This is a genomic window from Aminobacter sp. Piv2-1 (assembly GCF_037625995.1).
Taxonomy (GTDB): Bacteria; Pseudomonadota; Alphaproteobacteria; order Rhizobiales; family Rhizobiaceae; genus Aminobacter.
The window spans coordinates 683,925-703,797 of record NZ_JARKMU010000001.1 but is presented as its reverse complement, the minus strand read 5'-3'; the positions used below and the strand labels follow the sequence as shown (position 1 = coordinate 703,797).

At 64.3% G+C, this 19,873-nt stretch carries 18 protein-coding genes; 9 read left to right on the top strand and 9 right to left on the bottom strand.

Annotation, left to right across the window (positions count from 1 at the left end):
• Positions 1 to 19: 19 nt before the first annotated feature.
• Both AmiPiv_RS03390 and ileS read right to left on the bottom strand, forming a co-directional pair.
• Positions 20 to 637: a hypothetical protein gene (locus AmiPiv_RS03390; protein WP_340035827.1), complete on the bottom strand. Its 618-nt coding sequence runs from the start codon at positions 635 to 637 to the stop codon at positions 20 to 22.
• 261 nt (positions 638 to 898) lie between these two features.
• The gene (gene ileS / locus AmiPiv_RS03385; RefSeq protein WP_340035826.1) at positions 899 to 3,820 is read right to left on the bottom strand and encodes an isoleucine--tRNA ligase; all 2,922 of its coding nucleotides are present in this window, start codon (positions 3,818 to 3,820) and stop codon (positions 899 to 901) included.
• A 261-nt stretch (positions 3,821 to 4,081) separates the two neighbouring features.
• Here ileS and parS point away from each other — a divergent pair, with 261 nt between their 5' ends.
• Positions 4,082 to 4,552 (top strand): type II RES/Xre toxin-antitoxin system antitoxin, encoded by a 471-nt coding sequence (parS, locus tag AmiPiv_RS03380; RefSeq protein WP_340035825.1) that lies wholly within the window; start codon positions 4,082 to 4,084, stop codon positions 4,550 to 4,552.
• Between the two features lie 2 nt (positions 4,553 to 4,554).
• Positions 4,555 to 4,989 (top strand): RES family NAD+ phosphorylase, encoded by a 435-nt coding sequence (locus AmiPiv_RS03375; protein WP_340035824.1) that lies wholly within the window; start codon positions 4,555 to 4,557, stop codon positions 4,987 to 4,989.
• 2 nt (positions 4,990 to 4,991) lie between these two features.
• Here the strand turns inward: AmiPiv_RS03375 and AmiPiv_RS03370 are convergent, their stop codons facing one another.
• A complete protein-coding gene (locus AmiPiv_RS03370) occupies positions 4,992 to 5,768 on the bottom strand; it encodes a MipA/OmpV family protein (protein ID WP_340035823.1) in 777 nt (258 codons plus the stop codon).
• 245 nt (positions 5,769 to 6,013) lie between these two features.
• Between AmiPiv_RS03370 and AmiPiv_RS03365 the strand changes: the two genes are divergently transcribed.
• Complete coding sequence (locus AmiPiv_RS03365; protein WP_340035822.1) at positions 6,014 to 6,571, top strand: HdeD family acid-resistance protein; 558 nt, start codon at positions 6,014 to 6,016, stop codon at positions 6,569 to 6,571.
• Here AmiPiv_RS03365 and AmiPiv_RS03360 read toward each other — a convergent pair.
• Positions 6,568 to 7,551, bottom strand: a complete 984-nt coding sequence (locus AmiPiv_RS03360; RefSeq protein ID WP_340035821.1) for a bifunctional riboflavin kinase/FAD synthetase — start codon at positions 7,549 to 7,551, stop codon at positions 6,568 to 6,570. The genes AmiPiv_RS03365 and AmiPiv_RS03360 overlap by 4 nt on opposite strands.
• Before the next feature lie 9 nt (positions 7,552 to 7,560).
• Entirely contained in the window at positions 7,561 to 8,421 is an 861-nt protein-coding gene (locus AmiPiv_RS03355; RefSeq protein ID WP_340035820.1) for a TIGR01459 family HAD-type hydrolase, read from the bottom strand.
• A gap of 264 nt (positions 8,422 to 8,685) precedes the next feature.
• On the opposite strand from AmiPiv_RS03355, the gene AmiPiv_RS03350 reads away from it, so the two are divergent.
• Positions 8,686 to 10,548, top strand: coding sequence for a TadE/TadG family type IV pilus assembly protein (locus tag AmiPiv_RS03350; protein ID WP_340035819.1), 1,863 nt, complete (start codon positions 8,686 to 8,688; stop codon positions 10,546 to 10,548).
• A gap of 75 nt (positions 10,549 to 10,623) precedes the next feature.
• On the opposite strand, the gene AmiPiv_RS03345 is transcribed toward AmiPiv_RS03350, so the two are convergent.
• From AmiPiv_RS03345 to AmiPiv_RS03335, 3 genes are all read right to left on the bottom strand, one after another.
• Entirely contained in the window at positions 10,624 to 12,162 is a 1,539-nt protein-coding gene (locus AmiPiv_RS03345) for a DHA2 family efflux MFS transporter permease subunit (protein ID WP_340035818.1), read from the bottom strand.
• Positions 12,163 to 12,280: 118 nt separating this feature from the next.
• Positions 12,281 to 13,414 (bottom strand): HlyD family secretion protein, encoded by a 1,134-nt coding sequence (locus AmiPiv_RS03340; RefSeq protein ID WP_340035817.1) that lies wholly within the window; start codon positions 13,412 to 13,414, stop codon positions 12,281 to 12,283.
• Positions 13,411 to 13,881 carry a MarR family winged helix-turn-helix transcriptional regulator gene (locus AmiPiv_RS03335; protein ID WP_340035816.1) on the bottom strand — a complete coding sequence of 157 codons (471 nt, stop codon included), beginning with the start codon at positions 13,879 to 13,881 and terminating at the stop codon, positions 13,411 to 13,413. The genes AmiPiv_RS03340 and AmiPiv_RS03335 overlap by 4 nt, the downstream gene beginning before the upstream one ends.
• A 166-nt stretch (positions 13,882 to 14,047) precedes the next feature.
• On the opposite strand from AmiPiv_RS03335, the gene AmiPiv_RS03330 reads away from it, so the two are divergent.
• The 3 genes from AmiPiv_RS03330 (at position 14,048) to groL (ending at position 16,841) form a co-directional block, all read left to right on the top strand.
• Positions 14,048 to 14,674 (top strand): DsbA family protein, encoded by a 627-nt coding sequence (locus AmiPiv_RS03330; RefSeq protein WP_340035815.1) that lies wholly within the window; start codon positions 14,048 to 14,050, stop codon positions 14,672 to 14,674.
• Positions 14,675 to 14,835: 161 nt separating this feature from the next.
• Positions 14,836 to 15,132 (top strand): co-chaperone GroES, encoded by a 297-nt coding sequence (gene groES, locus AmiPiv_RS03325; protein ID WP_340035814.1) that lies wholly within the window; start codon positions 14,836 to 14,838, stop codon positions 15,130 to 15,132.
• 65 nt (positions 15,133 to 15,197) lie between these two features.
• Positions 15,198 to 16,841 (top strand): chaperonin GroEL, encoded by a 1,644-nt coding sequence (groL, locus tag AmiPiv_RS03320; protein ID WP_340035813.1) that lies wholly within the window; start codon positions 15,198 to 15,200, stop codon positions 16,839 to 16,841.
• A 74-nt stretch (positions 16,842 to 16,915) separates the two neighbouring features.
• Here groL and AmiPiv_RS03315 read toward each other — a convergent pair whose 3' ends face one another.
• Entirely contained in the window at positions 16,916 to 17,674 is a 759-nt protein-coding gene (locus AmiPiv_RS03315) for a DeoR/GlpR family DNA-binding transcription regulator (RefSeq protein ID WP_340035812.1), read from the bottom strand.
• Positions 17,675 to 17,796: 122 nt separating this feature from the next.
• Here AmiPiv_RS03315 and AmiPiv_RS03310 point away from each other — a divergent pair, with 122 nt between their 5' ends.
• Together AmiPiv_RS03310 and fumC are read left to right on the top strand one after the other, a co-directional pair.
• Positions 17,797 to 18,153, top strand: a complete 357-nt coding sequence (locus AmiPiv_RS03310) for a DUF4406 domain-containing protein (protein WP_340035929.1) — start codon at positions 17,797 to 17,799, stop codon at positions 18,151 to 18,153.
• A gap of 312 nt (positions 18,154 to 18,465) precedes the next feature.
• A complete protein-coding gene (gene fumC / locus AmiPiv_RS03305; protein ID WP_340035811.1) occupies positions 18,466 to 19,863 on the top strand; it encodes a class II fumarate hydratase in 1,398 nt (465 codons plus the stop codon).
• Positions 19,864 to 19,873: the final 10 nt, after the last annotated feature.

Here is a 19,873-nt window from a genome sequence, read left to right as displayed (position 1 = left end):
TCATGCCATCAGGCCTGGATCAGAACGGCCACCAGCTGCTGCCCTTCTGGGCGAGCTTCTTCTTGCGGCGTTCCTTCTTGATCTCGTCCTCGCCGAGCTCGTCCTGCGCGGCCGTCGTCGCTGCCTGGCGATAGGCCAGCGGCGGCTCGCTCAGATACTTGCGCGTGGTGGCGCTGCCCTGCTTGTTTTCGCGCAGGCGGCGCTCGATCTCGGCCTTGCGCTGCGCCGGCGTCAGCTTGCTCAGGTCGGGGCCCGACAGCGACGACATGTCGTTGACGACTTCCGGCTCGAAATTGGGATTGTCGCGGTTCTTGGTCGCGTTGTCGCGGATGCGCGCCCGGCGCGCCTCCGGCGACTCGGGCCAGTCGGCGCTCGCGGTCGTGACGATATTGTCCTGCGGCGCCGGCAAGGTGCCCGCCTGGCCGGCCTTCGGCTTCACCAGCTCGGGCCGCGGCTTGTAGTCGATGCTGTTGGTCTTCGGCTTGAGCGACATGATGTTGGTCAGGTCGGTGGCAAGCTGCTCGGTCGACGACTTGTCGGTGCCATAGGTCGGCGCGCTCATGCAGCCCGACAATGCGACGGCGGAAACCGCGAGCGTCGCAAACGTCGTTGCGCGCGCGCTGATGCGGTCCGTCATGCCAAAGATCTTCACTCGAACGCCTCTCGCTAGATGCCGGTAAAACCGGGCCCCCATCCGTCTGCGACGGAAATCCGGCGACAATTTGTCTGCCGAAGCCGCGCTTTTACCTTAACGGGTCGTCCAGGGCAACGACCGGAAGACTGCCGTCCGCCGGGCGTTGCATTTCGGTCACCTGCTACAGTGCCGCACATCCTTCGGGACGCGCGATGGACGCCGTAGCAGCCAAGGATCGATTTCGATCTTCGGATCACGCACTGTCTAGAGGCGGCCGAGCTTCCGCAACTCGTGCAGCGCCGCCGCGTCGCGGGCTGAGACATCGGCGAATGCCGCATCCGAACCGACGTCGCCGGTATAGCGCCACGAGCGGGCGCATTTCACCAGGCCGCGGTCCTCCGCCTTGCCGATGACGACGGCAACGCCGGCCACGTCGTCGAGCACGAAGGCATCGGCCGGAGCCTTGTCGTGGCTGACGACGAGGTCGCTGGTGATGGCGATCTCGGCCAGGTCGACGCCGGCGAGCGATGCCTCCAGCGCCTCGTTGTCGAGATAGACGACCGGCACCGCCTCCAGCGACGAGCCGATGGTCTTCTTCGCCCGCTCGATCTCCAGCGCGCCGGTGACGACGCGCCGCACCTGGCGAAGCTGGCGCCATTTTTCGGCGAGCGCCTCGTCGCGCCACGCTGCCGGCACTTCGGGGAACTGCTCCAGATGCACCGATTCGGCCCCGGGATGGCGGTCGAGCCAGGCCTCTTCCATGGTGAAGGGCAGCATCGGTGCCATCCACTTCACAAGGCAGTCGAACAGATGACGCACCACCTTCACCGACGCCTTGCGGCGGATGCTCGACGGCGCGTCGCAGTACAGCGCATCCTTCCGGATGTCGAAATAGAAGGCCGAAAGCTCGACGACCATGAAGTCGATCAGCGCGCGCGTTATCCGCTTGAACTCGAATTCGTCGTAGCCCTTGCGTACCAGCTCGTCGAGCTCGCCGAGGCGGTGCAGCATCAGCCGCTCGAGCTCGGGCATGTCGGCGAGCGCCACTTCCTCGCCCTCGTCATGGGCAAGGGTGCCGAGCATCCAGCGGATCGTGTTGCGGAGCTTGCGGTAGGCGTCGATGTTGGTCTGCAGCACGTTCTTGCCGAGGCGCTGGTCTTCCCAATAGTCGGTGGTCATGACCCAGAGGCGCAGGATGTCGGCGCCCGACTGCTTCATGACGTCCTGCGGCACGACCGTGTTGCCGAGCGACTTCGACATCTTGCGGCCGTCCTCATCCATGGTGAAGCCATGGGTGACGACGGTGTCGTAGGGCGCGCGGCCGCGCGTGCCGCAGCTTTCCAGCAGCGACGAGTGGAACCAGCCGCGATGCTGGTCCGAACCTTCGAGATAGACGTCGGCCGGCCACTTGAGGTCGGGGCGATCCTCGAGCGTGAATGCATGCGTCGAGCCCGAATCGAACCAGACGTCGAGGATGTCCATCACCTGCGTCCAGGGCTCGTTCGCGCGAGTGCCGAGGAAACGCTCCCGCGCTCCCGCGGCGAACCAGGCGTCGGCGCCCTCCTTCTCGAAGGCCTCGACGATGCGGGCGTTGACTGCCTCGTCCTTCAGCACGTTGCCGTCGGCGTCGGCGAAGATGGCGATCGGCACGCCCCAGGCGCGCTGGCGCGACAGCACCCAGTCCGGACGCTCCTCGATCATCGAGCGCAGGCGGGTCTGGCCGGCGGCGGGCACGAAACGGGTGTCGTCGATCGCCTTGAGCGCGCGGCTGCGCAGCGTCGTGCCATCGCCGAGCTGCCTATCCATGTAGACGAACCACTGCGGCGTGTTGCGGAAGATCACCGGCTTCTTCGAGCGCCAGCTGTGCGGATAGCTATGCTTCAGCCGGCCGCGGGCGAACAGCATGCCGTGCCTGATCAGCTCTTCGATGACGGCCTTGTTGGCGTCGCCCTTCTTGCCGTGATCGTCGATGACGCGCGCAGCACCACCCTCGCGATCCGGGCCGAAGCCCGGCGCGTCCTTGGTGAAGAAGCCGGCGTCGTCGACGGTGAACGGCAGGCGCGTTTCGATGCCGCGCTTTTCGAGCTCGGCCGCGGCGTCCATCCAGGCGTCGAAGTCCTCGCGGCCGTGGCTGGGCGCGGTGTGCACGAAGCCGGTGCCGGCATCATCGGTGACATGTTCGCCTGCCAGCATCGGCACGGGGAACTCGTAGCCGCCGCCGAGACCTTCGAGCGGATGCGAAAGCACAAGCTTTCCGAGCTCTTCGGCTGCGATGCTGCGGATCCGATTCAAGGTGACCTTGGCCTTGGCGGCGGCTTCCTCCGCCAGCGCGTCGGCGAAGATCAGCTTCTCGCCGGGCTGAGGACCGAAGTCGTTCTCGGCCGCCGTCACTTCATAGAGGCCGTAGGAGACGCGCGTCGAATAGGCCACCGCGCGGTTGCCGGGGATGGTCCACGGCGTTGTCGTCCAGATGACGACGTGGGCGCCGGCTAGCGCTTCCGAACCGGCTTCGACCGGGAACTTCACCCAGATCGTGTCGCTCTCGTAGTCCTGGTACTCGACCTCGGCCTCGGCGAGTGCGGTGCGCTCGACCACCGACCACATCACCGGCTTCGAGCCGCGGTAGAGCTGGCCCGACATGGCAAACTTCAGCAGCTCGCCGGCGATGCGGGCCTCGGCGCGGAAATTCATCGTCGTGTAGGGATTGTCGAAGTCGCCCACGACGCCGAGACGCTGGAACTCCTCGGCCTGGACCTTGATCCAGCCGGCGGCGAACTCACGGCATTCCTTGCGGAACTCGTTGATCTCGACCTCGTCCTTGTTCTTGCCGGCGGCGCGATACTTCTCCTCGATCTTCCATTCGATCGGCAGGCCGTGGCAGTCCCAGCCCGGCACGTAGTTGGAATCGTAGCCGCGCATCTGGAACGAGCGGGTGATGACGTCCTTGAGGATCTTGTTCAGCGCGTGGCCGATATGGATGTTGCCGTTGGCGTAGGGCGGACCGTCATGCAGCACATACTTCTCACGGCCGGCGGCACTTGCGCGCAGGCGCCTGTAGAGGTCCATCTTCTGCCAGCGGGCAACCGTCACCGGCTCCTTCTCGGGCAGGCCGGCGCGCATCGGAAACTCCGTCTGCGGCAGGTAGAGGGTCTTGGAATAGTCGATCTTCTCGGACGTATCGGTCATCTGTCTTGCCATCGCCTAGCCCGGCAAATCTGCCACAGGCTCAAACTGTCATGATCTGAAAAAACGCCACATGGCGCGCACGCAAAAGTCCCGGACTTTCGGACAGCCTCAGACCGCCCGGAAGGCCGGGCCCGTAATTCGTATGGCAATAGCCAGTACGGGCGCGAAAATTCTCATGGCCGCGCTTTTAGCGGAGGCGCCGGCACTTGAAAAGGGTGAGAGCCAGTCCATTTGTTGCGCATTGTGCCACATGCGCCTACATTGAAGCGCAACTGGCATCTCAAGGCAATCATCATGTCCGCCATGCACTTTAAGAGCCAACCTCAGAGATCGGCATCGGCCGGCAAGGCCGGACCTGCACAGCCGGACGTTGTGATGCGCGACAGCGCCACAGGCCAATTCCTGGTCGAAGTCGCAAAGGTGGAGGAATTGCGCCGGAGCGGCTTCAGCCTTGAGGAAATCTACAAGATCGTAAGCCCCCGGCGAACCCTGGCTCGAAGGAAAGAGCAAAAGGAAAAGCTGAGCGGCGCCGAATCCGACCGGGCATTGCGACTTGAGCGCATCGCACAGATGGCCGATCGCGTTTTTGGCGATCACGACAAGGCGCAGCGGTGGCTGCGCAAGCACAGCAGGGTGCTCAACGACACACCCATCAGCCTGCTGGAATCTGAGACCGGCGCCTTCCTCGTCGAGCAGGAGCTCCATCGCATCGACTATGGCGTCTACGCATAGCCATGCGGCTATGGCGAATTGCCAACTACGCCGACCTCTCGGGGCAAGGCGGCAAGTTCAGCGCCGGGCGCTGGAATTTCCTCGGCACGCCTATGGTCTATTGCGCCGACCATCCCGCCACGGCACTCGTCGAAATATTGGTCCACGTCGATGCCGAAGATTTGCCCTTGACCTATCAGTTGCTCGAGATCGAGGTGCCGGACAAGGCAAAGCCTGCAGTCCCCACCTTGTCGTCAAATTGGCAAGACGACCTGAATGAGACGCGCCAAATCGGAACAAACTTCATAGCTGCCGGGAACACCCCTGTTCTGGAGGTGCCCACCGTGGTGGTTCCATTCGCAAGGAACTATCTGCTCAATCCGATGCTTCTGGATCAGCATGGAATCCGGGTGGCCGGCGTAACAACCCATCCATTCGATGCTCGCCTGTTGGGTTGACCTCACATCGACCAGTCGAACCGGTAGCTGGTCGACACGCCGATCGTCAGCTGGTCGCGCGAGCCTCGCTCCCTGACGATCGAGGAATCGGCCGCCGGACCCATCAGCCGCGAATATTCGCCGAACAGGCTCGCGGTGATGTTGTCGGTCGCCTTCCAGGTGACGGCGCCGCCGACGCCTGCCGACTTGAAGCCGCCGCCGGGATTGTAGGCGTTCAGGCCCGAATCGATGGCTTCCTGAGCGTTCACGCCGTAATAGGTGTCAAAATAGTCTTCCGTCGCGAACGAAACGCGCGGCCCGCCTGAAATCCGGACTTCTGGCGTGACGTCGTAGAAGGCGTCTACGGCCACATCGCCGACCACGCCGCTATGGGCGCGGATTCCCTGCCGCACCTCGACGCGGGCGCGCATCCAGTCCGTCGGATAGAACTCGAAGAAGGCGCCCACTTCGCCGCCCCAGCGGACGTCGTGCAGCCCGTCGAGCTCGTCCTCGGCATCGCGCCCGAACAGGATCTTGCCGGCCACACCGGCGCGCACCTCGCCGTCGTCGATGAGCGCGAGCGAGATGTTGTCGTTGCGCGAGGAGAAGCGGGTGTCGTTGCCGGCCTTGCCGAGCGAGATGATCGGCACCGCGCTCAGCATGTATTTCTTCGACCCTTCGAAGCTCGGGGCAACCATGCCGGTGGCGCCGAGGGTGAGGTACCAGTCGCCGGAAATCCAGCCGAAGACGCCTTCGCCGGCGCTTGCCGGCGCAGAAGCTGCGACCGCGGCAAGGGTCATGGCCACTCCAGAGAACCGGCCGAAAGATGCCATTACAACCTCGCGTACACCAACAACCTAATCGCTAGGGCAGGATCGGTGTGAAGCCAACAGCGTAAAATTTGAATTAAACTTTCCAGCCGTCACAAAGGTTTATTTCGCGGCCCGCACTATCGGAGGCTGGACCGATTCGGGCATCCAGGCATAATTTCGGGCGGGGGGCGGTGACGTCGCTGTGCACGCCCGCAACCTAGGGAGACTGGAACATGGCTCTTTCGGACCAACCGGCGGACGTCGGCGAATTTCGCTCCAAGTGGGGCTGGTTCGTCGCACTTGGGGTCGCCTTGCTCGTGCTGGGCGTCGTCGCAGCGGCCAACCTGCTCGTCGCTACCGTGGCTTCGGTCTACTTCGTGGGCACACTGATGATCGTGGCCGGCGTTTTCGAGATCGCCCACGCCTTCGGCGTCAAGGGCTGGGGCAGCTTCTTCCTCTGGCTGCTCGGCGGCGCGCTCTACATCGTGGCGGGCTACCTCGCCTTCATCAACCCGCTGCTCGCCTCGGCCATCCTGACCCTGTTCCTGGCGGCAAGCCTGGTAGCTTCAGGCGTCATGCGCATCTGGATGGGCATCAAGGGGCGTTCGGTGCTGAACAGCTGGGGATGGATCGTCGCCGCCGGCGTCGTGACCGTGCTCGCGGGCCTGATCATCGCCGCCGGCTGGCCGGTCAGCAGCCTGGTGGTGCTCGGCACGTTCCTGGCAATCGACCTGATCTTCCAGGGCGCGACCTACATCGCCTTCGGCCTCGGCCTGAGGCGAGTCAGCTAAAAAGCGATCGCCCGGTCGAGTTGGGAATGAGGACGCACGCCCGAGAGCAGCGCCCTCGCCTCCATCTCGTCGCGTTTCATCTGGGCGACCAGCGGCTCGAGCCCTTCGAACTTGAACTCGCCGCGCAGGTAGCCGAAGAACGACACCGAGGCGACCTCGCCATAGAGATCGCCGGAGAAGTCGAACACGAATGTCTCGAGCAGCGGCGCACCGCTGTCATCCACGGTCGGACGCCGGCCGAAGCTGGCGACGCCATCGTGGAGCGTTCCGTCGCTACGGCGGAAACGGACGGCATAGATGCCCTCCTTCAAGGCGAAGTCGGGCGAAAGGCGCATGTTGGCGGTGGGAAAGCCCAACGTCCGGCCCAGCCGGGCGCCGCCGACCACCTCGGCTTCGACGGTGAAACGATAGCCGAGCAGCCCGGCCGCCTCGGCGGCATCGCCCTCCGACAAGAGTTCGCGGATGCGGCTCGACGAGATGATCTCGGCACCCTCGTCGCGAAACGGATCGACCAGGGTCACGCCGAAGCCATGGCGCTCGCCCGACGCCATCAGGAATGCCGGGCCGCCCTGCCGGTTCTTGCCGAAATGGAAGTCGAAACCGGTCACGGCGTGACTGATGCCGAGCTGGTCCTGGAGGATGGCGGTGACGAACTCCTCGGCCGACAGGCCCGAGAACTCGCGCGTGAACGGGCGCTCGATGACGGCATCGAAGCCGAGAGCCTCGATGAGGCGCGCCTTCACGTGCGGGGGCGTCAATACGAAGAGCGGAACGTCGGGCCGGAACACCTTGCGCGGATGCGGCTCGAACGTCAGGACGAGCGCCGGCACCTGGCGACGCCGCGCCTCCTCCAGCGCCCTTTCGAGCACAGCCTGGTGGCCACGATGGATGCCGTCGAAATTGCCGATGGCGACGACACCGCCGCGCAGCCGCGCCGGAACTGCGTCCTCCCCGGAAATGCGGACAAAGCCGTGGTCCATCTTTTTGCCTTACCGAAGCCTCGGAATGGTGGCGACCGGCGCGTAGCCGTGCTTGTCGAGGAAGGCCGCCAGCCGCGCCGGATCGGGATCGTGCGGCTCGCCATAGTCGCGCGCATGGATCCCGCCCGAGACATAGAGCACGTCGATGCCGTTGTCGGCGGCGCCCTTGACGTCGGTCAGCATGCCGTCGCCGATGGCCAGCGCTTCGGACTTGGCGATTTCGCGACCGAGAACCTCGCCGGCAGCTTGCAGCGCCGCCTCGTAGATCGGCCGGTGCGGTTTGCCTGAAACCAGGGTACGTCCGCCGAGCTGGCCGTAGTCGCGGGCAAGCGCGCCAGCGCACCAGATCAGCTGATGGCCGCGCTCCACCACGATATCGGGATTGGCGCAGATGAACGGCAGGTCGCGGGCGCGCAGGCGCCGCAGCATCTCGGAATAGTCGTCGGGCGTCTCGATCTCGTCGTCGAACAGCCCGGTGCACACCACGGACGAAGCCTCGAACTCCTCGACGAGGTCGATGTCGAGGCCGTCGTAGATCGAATAGTCGCGCTCCGGACCGATGTGGAAGACACGGCGCGGGCCCGTGCGGATCAGCTCGCGCGTCACGTCGCCGGAGGTGACGACGCGGTCCCAGGTCGTGTCCGGAACGCCGAGGCCGGCGAGCTGGGCGATGACGCCGTCGCGCGGACGCGGAGCGTTGGTGATGAGCACGACCGCCACGCCCTTCTCCCGGGCCGCGCGCAGCGCCGCTACGGCTGCGGGAAAAGCGCTGACGCCGTTGTGGATGACGCCCCAGACGTCGCACAGCAATGCCGAGTAGCGGTCCGTGAGCGCTTCCAGCGACGCGATTGATTGCGGCAAACCCGCCATGGCAAGTCCTTCGATCGATCCCGCAGGGAGAGTCTGGCCGGCTGGCCAAGCTGCCCGGAATTATCCGAACCGGCCCTGCCTGTCATCAGCTTTCGCCAAAAAGGCGGTTGCGGCCTGCCTTGGACTGTCGCGCCGGCAACCCGTTCATCGATCCTCCTGGTTAACGCAATTTCAAGCATGCCCTGGATTTTCACCTCAACCTGCAAACCGTAATTTTAAGGTTTTTGTGAAATCATCCCTGGGTTGAGCTTGGGGACACCAGTGATGATCCGCAGATTCTGGAATGACAGACGCGGCAGCTATGCCATCCTGACGGTTGCCGCGATGGTGCCGATCATGGGCGCGCTGGCCCTGGCGATCGACTATGCGGAAATGTCGCGACAGCGCGAGGCCACCCGCAACGCGCTGGACGCCGCCGGCATCGCAACGGCGCGGCGCCTGGTCGAAGGCGCTACCGACGATCAGCTCAAGACCTATGCGCTCGACTTCTTCCGGGCCAATCTTCGGCAGGTCGATCCGGCCAAGGCCACGCTGATCGTGACCTTGCCGAACAGCCCCACCGGCGGCGGCACGCTGAAGCTCGAGGCGAAGCTCAAATACGATCCCTATTTCCTGCCGGTCGTGGCGACCCTGCTCGGCAAGACCAGCGCTTCCTACCGGCTCGACTTCGACGCGATGTCCGAGATACGCCTCAAGAACACGCTGGAAGTGGCTCTCGTGCTCGATAATTCGGGTTCGATGGACTTTACCGGCACCGGCACCGGCCAAAAGCGCATGACGCTGCTCAAGCAGGCGGCCACGCAACTCGTGGACAATATGTCCAAGCAGGCTGGGCAGATGAAGCAGATCGAGCGACCGGTTCAGTTCGCCCTCGTACCCTTTGCTGCGTCGGTCAACATCGGCGCCAACAATGCCAACGAACCATGGATGGATCTCGCAGGGCTATCCCCAGTCCATTATGAGAACTTCGATCTGCCCATTACCATCGGCACCAACAAGGAAATCAAGAGTTCCGGCGGTGCCATCAAGAAAATCGGCAAAGGTTGGGGGAGCCAGGAAAACGAGACCTTCACCCGCTTCTCCCTCTACCGGGACATGCTGGTCTACGCCAATAACGGCAAGACGCAAACCAAGGCCTATACAAGCTGGCGCGGCTGCGTCGAGGCACGGCCGGCTCCCTACAACGAACTCGACACGGCACCAACTTCGTCCAAGCCCGAGACATATTTCGTGCCGATGTTCGCTCCCGACGAGTGGGACAAGACCAGGAGCAACGGCTCGGACTATACGGCGCTCAACAACTGGCTGACCGACAGCAGTTCCTTCAGTTCGTTCACCACGGCGAACGCATCGGCGCGGCTCCGCGACGTCAGGAAGTACTACACGAACATTCAGCCATACGGCGCGACCGCCCCCGCCGACACAGGCCCTCACTACAGCTGCAGCACGCAGCCGATCACGCCCCTGACAGACGTATCCAAGGACACAGGCCTTGCTACGGTAAAATCCTCCATCACGGCCATGATCGCGGACGGTGCCACGAATGTGCCGGAAGGCCTCGCCTGGGGATGGCGCGTGCTGTCCAGCGCTCCGCCTTTCACCGGCGGAAGGCCCGACAGCGAGAGGGGCAACGACAAGATCGTCATCATCCTGACCGATGGTGCCAACACATACTATCCCCAGAGCTATTTCGGGGTCACGGACTGGGCGAGTGTGAAGTCGAGCTACTCGGCCTATGGCTATGCCGGCCACAAGCCATCAGGCGCAAGCGATACTCGCCTGTTCATGGGCCAACCCTCCGGCTTCAACAAGACCTCGCACACCACCGACAACTACACGCTTGCCATGAACAACCACATGGCGGCGACCTGCACCAACGCCAAGGACGGCGGCATTTTGATCATGACTGTCGCCCTCGATCTCGACGCCACGGTTGGAACCGCGGCCGAGAAGAAGGCGACGCAATCGCAGATCGACGGCCTCACGGCCTGCGCTTCGGAATCGCGCACACGGCGCGATGCAGCCGGAAAGCCGGTCAAGCTGTTCTTCAACACCACTTCCGGCGATTTGGCCGACACCTTCAAGAAGATCGCCGACGAGTTGTCCAACCTGCGCATCGTCAGCTGATCGCCGGTCCCCAAACGACGAAGGCGCCCGTCACCGCGGGCGCCTTCTTTGCTTCGACGCTGTCGCCCGCAGGCGTCAATCCATATGCGCGGCCGGCGCGCCGCCCGTCGCCTGCGCCTTGGGCTTGCGCAGCAGCAGCGCCAGCGGAATGGCGCACAGCGTGACGATCATCATCAGCTTGAAGTCGTCGACATAGGAGATCATCAGCGCCTGGATGTTGACCAGCCCGTCGATCTGCGACAGCGCCTGGGCATTGCCGCCGGCCGCCGCGGGCGAAAGCGCCGCCAAGTTGGGGTTGAACGGGGTGATGTTCGCGGCGAGTTCCGAGTGGTTGATCTGGATATTGCGCGACAGCACCACCGAGACGATCGAAATGCCGATCGACGAGCCGATGTTGCGCACCAGGCTGAACAGGCTCGCCGCGTCCGTGCGGTACTGCGGCGCGAGCGTGGCGAACGCGACCGTGGACAGCGGCACGAACACGAGGCCGAGGCCGAGACCCTGCAGGATGCCCGTCGAGACGATCAGGAAGCTGTCCATCTGCGGCGTGAAGCCGGTCATGTAGTAGAGCGAGGCCGCGGTGAAGACGAGCCCCGTGACCACCAGGATGCGGGCGTCGACGGCCCGTATCAGGCGCCCGACCAAAAGCATCGAGATCATGGTGCCGACGCCGCGCGGCGCCATCACGATGCCCGTGGTGATGGTCGGATAACCGTAGATGCGCGACAGCATCGGCGGCAGCAGCGCGAGGCTCGCCAACAGGATCACGCCGATCACGAAGATGAAGACCAGCCCGGTCACGAAATTGCGGTCGGTGAAGATTTTCGGCTCGATGAATGTCCTGTCCGACGTCATCATGTGGACGGCGAAGATCCAGAACCCCGTGATCGACAGGCCGAGTTCGATCCAGATCTCGGCGGCGGAGAACCAGTCGACCTCGCCGCCGCGGTCGAGCATCAGCTGCAATGCACCGACGCCGAGCGACAGCATCGCAAAGCCGAAGAAGTCGAAGCCGCGCAGGCGTTTGGCCACCGCCGGCAGGTAGGCTGCCAGGCCGAGAAACGCGGCGATGCCGACCGGCAGGTTGATGAAGAACACCCAGCGCCAGTTGAAGCTCTCGGTGAGCCATCCGCCCAGCGTCGGGCCGATGATCGGACCGACCATGATGCCGGCGCCCCACATCGCCATGGCCTGGCCGTGGCGTTCCCTGGGGTTGATGTTGAGCAGGAAGGTCTGGCTGAGCGGCACGATGGCCGCGCCGAACACGCCCTGCAGCACGCGGAACAGCACCATCGATTCCAGGTTCCAGGCAGCGCCGCAGAGCATGGACGTGATCGTGAAGCCGACCACCGAAGCAAGGAAGAGCTGCTTGGCGCCGAACCTGTCGGCCAGCCAGCCGGTCAGCGGCGTGATGATGGCCGCGGCCACGATATAGGAGGTCAGCACCCAGTTGATCGTGTCCTGGGAGGCGCCGAGGTCGCCGACCATCGACGGCAAGGCGACGTTGGCGATGGTGGTGTCGAGCACCTGCATCACGGTCGCCAGCATGATGGCGATCGTGATCAGGCCGCGATGCGGCACCTCTGTGAAGGACTTTTCGGCTGTCTGGCTCATGCAAGCGGCCCTGGGCGACAAGACTGCGGGCCGCCATGCGGCGACCTCACCCTACCATTCTTCCCGCCCAGCCGCTCGACGCGGCAGGCGGGTCCGTTCGTTTCCGGCGCGCTCGGCGCTATTCGGCCGCCACGGCGTGCCCGAAGATCGAACCGAAGCCGCGCGACTCGCCCGTGTCGATCGACACCGTCGCGCTCATGCCGGTGCGCAGCGCCGGCCTTGAGGCGGCGTCGTCGAGCTTGATGCGGACGGGAATGCGCTGCGTGACCTTGACCCAGTTGCCGGTGGCGTTCTGCGCCGGCAGCAGCGAGAACTCCGCGCCCGTGCCGGCGCCGATCGCCGCGACCGTGCCGCGGAAGGTCCGGTCGGGATAGGTGTCGAGCACGATCTCGGCCTGCTGGCCGGGCTTCATGTTGGTGAGCTGCGTTTCCTTGAAGTTCGCCTCCACCCAGGTGTCGGCGGTCTCGACCAGGCTGAACACGGGCGTGCCGGTGCCGACGAACTGGCCGACCTTGAAGGAGGCGGCCTGGGAGACCGTGCCGTCGGCCGGCGCACGCACCGTTGTCTGCGCCAGGCTGAACGCGGCCTTGTCGCGCGCCGCCTGCGCCGACAGCACGGTCGGGTGCTGTTCGGTTGGAATATCCGGGTTGCCGCCCAACGCCGCCTTGGCGCTGACGATGCCCTGGAGGGCGGCGCCGTGCTGCTCCTTGGCCTTGTCGAGGTCCATGCGCGCCTCGTCGAGCGCGGATTGGGCGTTAACTCCCTTGCGGACGAGATCGTTGCTGCGGTCGAACTGTGACTGGGCGTAGTCGAGCGCGCTGGCGGCGACGCGCTCCTGCGCCGTCGCCTGGCTGTAGGCGGCCCGCAGCTGCTCGACGTTGAGCCGTGCCGCGGCAAGGGCCGCATCGGCCTGGGCGAGCGCGATCCGGTACGGCTCCGGATCGACCTCGAAGAGGATGTCGCCGGCCTTGACCGACGCATTGTCCGCCACGCCGACCTTGACGATGCGCCCGGCGGCCTCAGAAGCAATGCTCACCTTGGCCTGGCGCAGGTTGGCGTTCTCGGTCTCCTGGTAGCGCCCGCCGGTCACCCAGTAGTACCCGCCGGCGGCGACAAGCGCCAAGGGCAGCGCCGCCATGGCGAGGAAGCGGCCGCGATTGCGGCGCGCGGGTGCCGCAGGCTGCGGCTGGCTCGCCGGGCTTTCGAGTTCCGTCTTCTGGCTGTTCTCGTTCACTTTTGCCACCGCGTTCATTTCTTCGCCTCTCTCGTGCAATTCGCTTCGCCGGCTTCGTGGGCAGCCAGGTTGTCGACGACCGTGCGCAGGCCGTGGACCATTGCCAGTCGCTCTTCCTGGGAAAGCCCTGCCAGCGCGAGCTCGTACACCTCGCCGGCAACCGCCTTCACCTTGGCAAAGGCATCGCGCGCCTTGTCGGTCGGGAAGATCATGCGTACCCGCCTATCGGCCGTTGCCTGCCGGCGCTCGATCCAGCCGCCCTCCTCCATTCGGTCCAGCAGGCGCGACACGCTGATCGGCTCGATCTCGAGGAGTTCGGCGAGGCGAGCCTGCGCCACCCCCTCCTCCTTGACCAACCTGACAAGCAAGCGCCACTGCGCCGCCGACAGGCCGTATTCGCTGCCGCGCTGCTCGAAGCAGCGCCGCATCAGGCGCGCCGCGTCGTGAATGAGGAAACCCAATCTTTCGATGCCGTCCGTTTTCATGAGCGCCATATATTATAAGCATGCTTATCTTTCAAGCACCGATTGAACTCCGACACACCGTTTTGTGAACCCTGTGCGACAGGTTGCCCCCTGTGGACGTGATTAAGATGCCGTTAATCCTCCTCCACGATCCTTTTCGCAGGCGGGCCAGCCGCAGGAGCCAGGAATGCAGGCGCCAATCATCAACAGACGGGCAATACTCGGTGGCATGGCGGCGATCGGCCTGGTGCTGCCCACGCGCCTGATGGCCGGGCAGTTGCCGTCCGTGGAAGAAGTCGCCTTCGATCCCGAAATTCCCGTCCTCGGCAATCCCGAGGGCGACGTCACGATCGTCGAGTACACGGACTATCAGTGCCCGTACTGCAAGCTCAGCTACATCGAGATGATGAAGGTGATGGCCGAAGACCCGGATATTCGCGTCGTCATGCGCGACTGGCCTATCTTCGGACAGGTATCGCGCAACGCGGCCCTCCTCACGCTCGCCGCGAACAGCCAGGGCCGCTACGCCGAAGCCTTCCACACCCTGATGACCAACCGCGAGCGCCTGTCGTTCAAGCGCACGGCGCAGTTGCTGCAGGAAGTCGGGGTCGACATGGAACTGGCCCGGCAGGAAATCGCAACCAGGGGAGACAGCTTCGTCGGCATCCTGTCGCGCACCGAAGCCCAGGCCAAGGCCTTTGAGTTGCCGGGAACTCCGGGCTTCCTCATCGGCACCGCCCTCTATAAACGCGGAATGACGGCCGACGACTTCCGCAAAGCGGTCGCCGCGGCAAGGGCGGCCGCCAGGGCATAATACCCAAAGAATCATCTCGCCGCGCGACTGCCGTTCCCTTGACTCGCAAATGGCGAAAGACTATCTCACCGCCACGCTAGCACTCACCAATAGCGAGTGCTAACGGGGTCCGGTTGCGCCGGACGGAGGCATTCTCTCACCTTTTCACCGAGGAAGTTCAAATGGCAAAGTCGAAGTTCCGCCCGCTTCATGACCGCGTGGTCGTTCGCAGGGTCGAATCCGAAGAGAAGACCAAGGGTGGTATCATCATCCCCGACACCGCCAAGGAAAAGCCGCAGGAAGGCGAAGTGATCGCCGTGGGCTCGGGCGCTCGCGACGAGAGCGGCAAGCTGGTCCCGCTGGACGTCAAGGCAGGCGACCGCGTCCTGTTCGGCAAGTGGTCCGGCACCGAAGTGAAGCTCAATGGCGAAGACCTTCTGATCATGAAGGAATCCGACATCATGGGCATCATCGGCTGATCCAGCCGACCCATCCAATCTGAAATTCGGGCCCTTGCCAAAGGGAACCCAACCAGGAGCTAAACATGGCTGCCAAGGAAGTAAAATTCTCCCGCGACGCCCGTGAGCGCATGCTTGCCGGTGTCAACATCCTCGCCGACGCGGTGAAGGTGACCCTCGGCCCGAAGGGCCGCAACGTCGTGATCGACAAGTCGTTCGGCGCCCCGCGCATCACCAAGGACGGCGTCACCGTCGCCAAGGAGATCGAACTGGCCGACAAGTTCGAGAACATGGGCGCCCAGATGGTCCGCGAAGTCGCTTCGAAGACCAACGACATCGCCGGTGACGGCACCACCACCGCCACCGTTCTCGCCCAGGCCATCGTCCAGGAAGGCGCCAAGGCTGTTGCAGCCGGCATGAACCCGATGGACCTCAAGCGCGGCATCGACCTGGCCGTCGCCGAAGTCGTCACCGACCTCGTCAAGAAGGCCAAGAAGATCAAGACCTCGGAAGAAGTCGCCCAGGTCGGCACCATTTCGGCCAACGGCGAAAAGGCCATCGGCGAGATGATCGCCGAGGCCATGCAGAAGGTCGGCAACGAAGGCGTCATCACCGTCGAGGAAGCCAAGACCGCCGAGACCGAACTCGAAGTCGTCGAAGGCATGCAGTTCGACCGCGGCTACCTGTCGCCCTACTTCGTTACCAACCCCGACAAGATGGTTGCTGACCTCGAGGACGCCTACATCCTGCTCCACGAGAAGAAGCTGTCGAACCTCCAGGCCATGCTGCCGGTCCTCGAGGCCGTCGTGCAGACCTCGAAGCCGCTGCTCATCATCTCGGAAGACGTCGAAGGCGAGGCCCTGGCCACGCTCGTCGTCAACAAGCTGCGTGGCGGCCTGAAGATCGCTGCCGTCAAGGCTCCGGGCTTCGGCGATCGCCGCAAGGCCATGCTGGAAGACATCGCCATCCTGACCGGTGGCCAGGTCATCTCCGAAGACCTCGGCATCAAGCTCGAGAACGTCGGCCTCAACATGCTCGGCCGCGCCAAGAAGGTGTCGATCTCCAAGGAGAACACCACCATCGTCGACGGCGCCGGCAAGAAGGCCGAGATCCAGGGCCGCGTCGCCCAGATCAAGCAGCAGATCGAAGAGACCACTTCGGACTACGACAAGGAGAAGCTCCAGGAGCGTCTCGCCAAGCTGGCTGGCGGCGTTGCCGTCATCCGCGTCGGCGGCGCGACCGAGATCGAGGTCAAGGAAAAGAAGGACCGCGTCGACGACGCCCTGAACGCGACCCGCGCTGCCGTTGAAGAAGGCATCGTCCCGGGCGGCGGCACGGCTCTGCTGCGTTCGTCTTCGGTCATCAAGGCCAAGGGCGAGAACCCAGACCAGGAAGCCGGCATCAACATCGTCCGCCGCGCCCTTCAGGCTCCGGTTCGCCAGATCGCTGCCAACGCCGGCGCTGAAGCGTCGATCGTCGCCGGCAAGATCCTCGAGAACAAGAGCGTCACCTTCGGCTACAACGCCCAGACCGGCGAGTTCGGCGACATGATCGCCATGGGCATCGTCGATCCGGTCAAGGTCGTCCGCACGGCCCTGCAGGACGCCGCTTCGGTCGCCGGCCTGCTGGTCACCACCGAGGCCATGATCGCCGAGGCTCCGAAGAAGGACTCCCCGATGCCGGCTATGCCCGGCGGCGGCATGGGCGGCATGGGTGGCATGGACTTCTAAGTCCAGCTTCCAGAAGCTTACGGAAAGGGCGCCTTCGGGCGCCCTTTTCTGTTTGGAGCTAGCGTGTCCGAGCCTTACCCGGCGCGCAGGACCGAAACGCCACCGTCAACGAAGGCCGCGATACGCTCGTCGACAACGTTTCCCTCGACTATCAGCGTCGTCAGGTCGCCGAGCACGCCGACCTGGAATGGCGACACGGCGCCCAGCTTGTCGCTGGTCGCAAGCACCGCCGTTTCGGCGGTGCACGACATCAGTTGCCGCTTGATCGCTGCCTCCTCCATGTCCCCCGTGGTCAGCCCCTGGGTCGCATGCACGCCCGTGACCCCGAGGAAAAACAGATCGGCGCGGATCCGCGAAATCGCTTCGGCCGCTAGTGCTCCGACCGCCACCATCGAGTGACGGAAGAGCTTTCCGCCGATGATGACGACGTCGACATGTGGCTTGTCCTCCAGCGCCACGGCGATGGTCGGGCTGTGGGTGATTGCCGTGAAGCGCGCCTGGGCCGGCAGGTGCCGGATGATCTCCAGGTTCGACGTGCCGCCGTCGAACACCACCGTCATGCCATCCCCGATCATCGCAGCGCCAGCCTTGCCGAGGGCCGACTTGGCGTCCATCGCCATGGTCCGGCGTTCAGCGATCGGGACCGCCGTTGGCGATACCGGCATCGCGCCGCCATGCACGCGCAACAGCAACCCCTCCGCCGCAAGTTCCCTGAGATCGCGCCTGATCGTGTCTTCCGACAGCTCCAGTTCATGGCTGAGACGCTTGGCTATGACCTGCCCGTCTCTGTCCAGGAGGTCGAGGATCAAACGCTTGCGTTGGCTTGTGAGCACTTCCGAGGAATCCGTCGTTCGGCAATATCACACGATATTGCATGAAATCGCACGACGATATACTAATTTTCGTGCAGATTCGTGTAATTTCAGGAGCTATCATGAACGCCGTTTCCAAACCGATGCTCATCTTGATCGCCGGCCCCTACCGCTCCGGCACCGGCGACGACCCTATCAGGATGGCGGAAAATCTGAGCCGCCTCGAAAGCGTCGCCGTTCCGCTCTTTCGGGCTGGCCACATCCCGATGATCGGCGAATGGGTGGCGCTTCCGCTCGGTCGCCAGGTCGGCTCGAAGGGTGCCGGCGATCCGCTGTATGATGAATTCGCCTACCCGGTCGCCGACCGGCTGTTGCGCCATTGCGATGCTGTCCTGCGCCTGCCCGGCGCGTCGAAGGGCGCCGACGAGGACGTGCGCCTGGCCGTGGAGCGCGGTCTCAAGGTCTACTACGACCTCTCCGAAGTGCCGGGAGTGGCGTAAGGCCCCGGCCCCTTTTTCGTTCCGCCAACTTTCCCGAAAAAATTTGCGACGAGGCGGAACCTTTTCCGCTCATCGACGTTTTTGCCCTGTTCGAGGTACGTCCGGATGGAGCAATCCTGAAGGAAAACCGAAGGACACATAGGACGCCTCCAGCACTCTCCAAAGGTGCGGGAGGCGTTCTGTTTTGGGGCCCTTGCCATGGGTGCTGCGCCTGAACCGATTAGGTTTTGCGACCGGCCCATTCTCCGCTTGATGCCCAGTGTGCAACGCGATAGGCCGTTGCCCGCAACGTCATTTTCCCGGAGACAGATCGTGACAGCCCAGAAGACCAGAACCGAGACCGACACCTTCGGACCGATCGAAGTGGCGGCGGACCGCTACTGGGGTGCGCAGGCGCAGCGTTCGCTGGGCAACTTCAAGATCGGCTGGGAAAAGCAGCCGCTGTCGGTCGTCCGGGCGCTCGGCATCGTCAAGCGCGCCGCAGCCGAAGCCAACATGGCGCTCGGCCGTCTCGACCCGAAGGTGGGCAACACCATCGTCGCCGCGGCCCAGGAAGTCATCGACGGCAAGCTCGACGACCACTTCCCGCTGGTGGTGTGGCAGACCGGCTCGGGCACGCAGTCGAACATGAACGCCAACGAGGTGATCTCGAACCGCGCCATCGAGATGCTGGGCGGCGAGATGGGCTCCAAGAAGCCGGTCCATCCCAACGACCACGTCAACATGAGCCAGTCGTCGAACGACACCTATCCGACGGCCATGCACATCGCCTGCGCCGAGCGCATCGTCCACGACCTCTTGCCGGCGCTGAAGCACCTGCACGCCGCCCTCGACAAGAAGGCGCGCGAATTCGACCACATCATCAAGATCGGCCGCACCCACACCCAGGACGCGACGCCGCTCACCCTCGGCCAGGAATTCGGCGGCTATGCCGCGCAGGTCGCCTCGTCGATCAAGCGCATCGAGCTGACCCTGCCGGGCCTGTGCGAGCTCGCCCAGGGCGGCACCGCCGTCGGCACCGGCCTCAACGCGCCGATAGGCTTCGCCGAGAAGGTGGCCGAGCAGATCGCCGCCATCACCGGCCTGCCCTTCGTCACCGCGCCCAACAAGTTCGAGGCGCTGGCCGCGCACGACTCGATGGTGTTCAGCCATGGCGCGATCAACGCGGCGGCTGCCGCGCTGTTCAAGATCGCCAACGACATCCGCTTCCTCGGTTCGGGCCCGCGTTCAGGCCTTGGCGAGCTGGCCCTGCCGGAAAACGAACCCGGCTCGTCGATCATGCCGGGCAAGGTCAACCCGACCCAGTGCGAAGCGCTGACCCAGGTCTGCGTGCAGGTGTTCGGCAACAACGCAGCACTCACCTTCGCCGGCAGCCAGGGCCATTTCGAGCTCAACGTCTACAATCCGGTGATGGCCTACAACTTCCTGCAGTCGGTGCAGCTGATCGCCGATGCGGCGGTCTCCTTCACCGACAATTGCGTGGTCGGCATCGAGGCGCGCGAGGACAACATCAAGGCCGCCCTCGACCGTTCGCTGATGCTGGTCACCGCGCTGGCGCCGACCATCGGCTACGACAACGCCGCCAAGATCGCCAAGACCGCTCACAAGAACGGCACCACGCTGCGCGAGGAAGCCCTTGCCACCGGCCTCGTCAGCGCCGAGGACTATGACCGCATCGTCCGCCCCGAGGACATGACCCGTCCGGGTTGACCGATAAACT

What these genes read in the sequence shown, in the direction of transcription:
- groES (WP_340035814.1), top strand. Translation starts at nt 14,836, where the DNA reads ATGGCAAAGTCGAAGTTCCGCCCGCTTCATGACCGCGTGGTCGTTCGC.
- AmiPiv_RS03370 (WP_340035823.1), bottom strand. Translation starts at nt 5,768, where the DNA reads ATGACCCTTGCCGCGGTCGCAGCTTCTGCGCCGGCAAGCGCCGGCGAA.
- AmiPiv_RS03345 (WP_340035818.1), bottom strand. Translation starts at nt 12,162, where the DNA reads ATGAGCCAGACAGCCGAAAAGTCCTTCACAGAGGTGCCGCATCGCGGC.
- AmiPiv_RS03350 (WP_340035819.1), top strand. Translation starts at nt 8,686, where the DNA reads ATGATCCGCAGATTCTGGAATGACAGACGCGGCAGCTATGCCATCCTG.
- AmiPiv_RS03360 (WP_340035821.1), bottom strand. Translation starts at nt 7,551, where the DNA reads ATGGACCACGGCTTTGTCCGCATTTCCGGGGAGGACGCAGTTCCGGCG.
- ileS (WP_340035826.1), bottom strand. Translation starts at nt 3,820, where the DNA reads ATGACCGATACGTCCGAGAAGATCGACTATTCCAAGACCCTCTACCTG.
- groL (WP_340035813.1), top strand. Translation starts at nt 15,198, where the DNA reads ATGGCTGCCAAGGAAGTAAAATTCTCCCGCGACGCCCGTGAGCGCATG.
- AmiPiv_RS03375 (WP_340035824.1), top strand. Translation starts at nt 4,555, where the DNA reads ATGCGGCTATGGCGAATTGCCAACTACGCCGACCTCTCGGGGCAAGGC.
- AmiPiv_RS03365 (WP_340035822.1), top strand. Translation starts at nt 6,014, where the DNA reads ATGGCTCTTTCGGACCAACCGGCGGACGTCGGCGAATTTCGCTCCAAG.
- AmiPiv_RS03310 (WP_340035929.1), top strand. Translation starts at nt 17,797, where the DNA reads ATGCTCATCTTGATCGCCGGCCCCTACCGCTCCGGCACCGGCGACGAC.
- AmiPiv_RS03330 (WP_340035815.1), top strand. Translation starts at nt 14,048, where the DNA reads ATGCAGGCGCCAATCATCAACAGACGGGCAATACTCGGTGGCATGGCG.
- AmiPiv_RS03390 (WP_340035827.1), bottom strand. Translation starts at nt 637, where the DNA reads ATGACGGACCGCATCAGCGCGCGCGCAACGACGTTTGCGACGCTCGCG.
- AmiPiv_RS03340 (WP_340035817.1), bottom strand. Translation starts at nt 13,414, where the DNA reads ATGAACGCGGTGGCAAAAGTGAACGAGAACAGCCAGAAGACGGAACTC.
- AmiPiv_RS03355 (WP_340035820.1), bottom strand. Translation starts at nt 8,421, where the DNA reads ATGGCGGGTTTGCCGCAATCAATCGCGTCGCTGGAAGCGCTCACGGAC.
- AmiPiv_RS03335 (WP_340035816.1), bottom strand. Translation starts at nt 13,881, where the DNA reads ATGAAAACGGACGGCATCGAAAGATTGGGTTTCCTCATTCACGACGCG.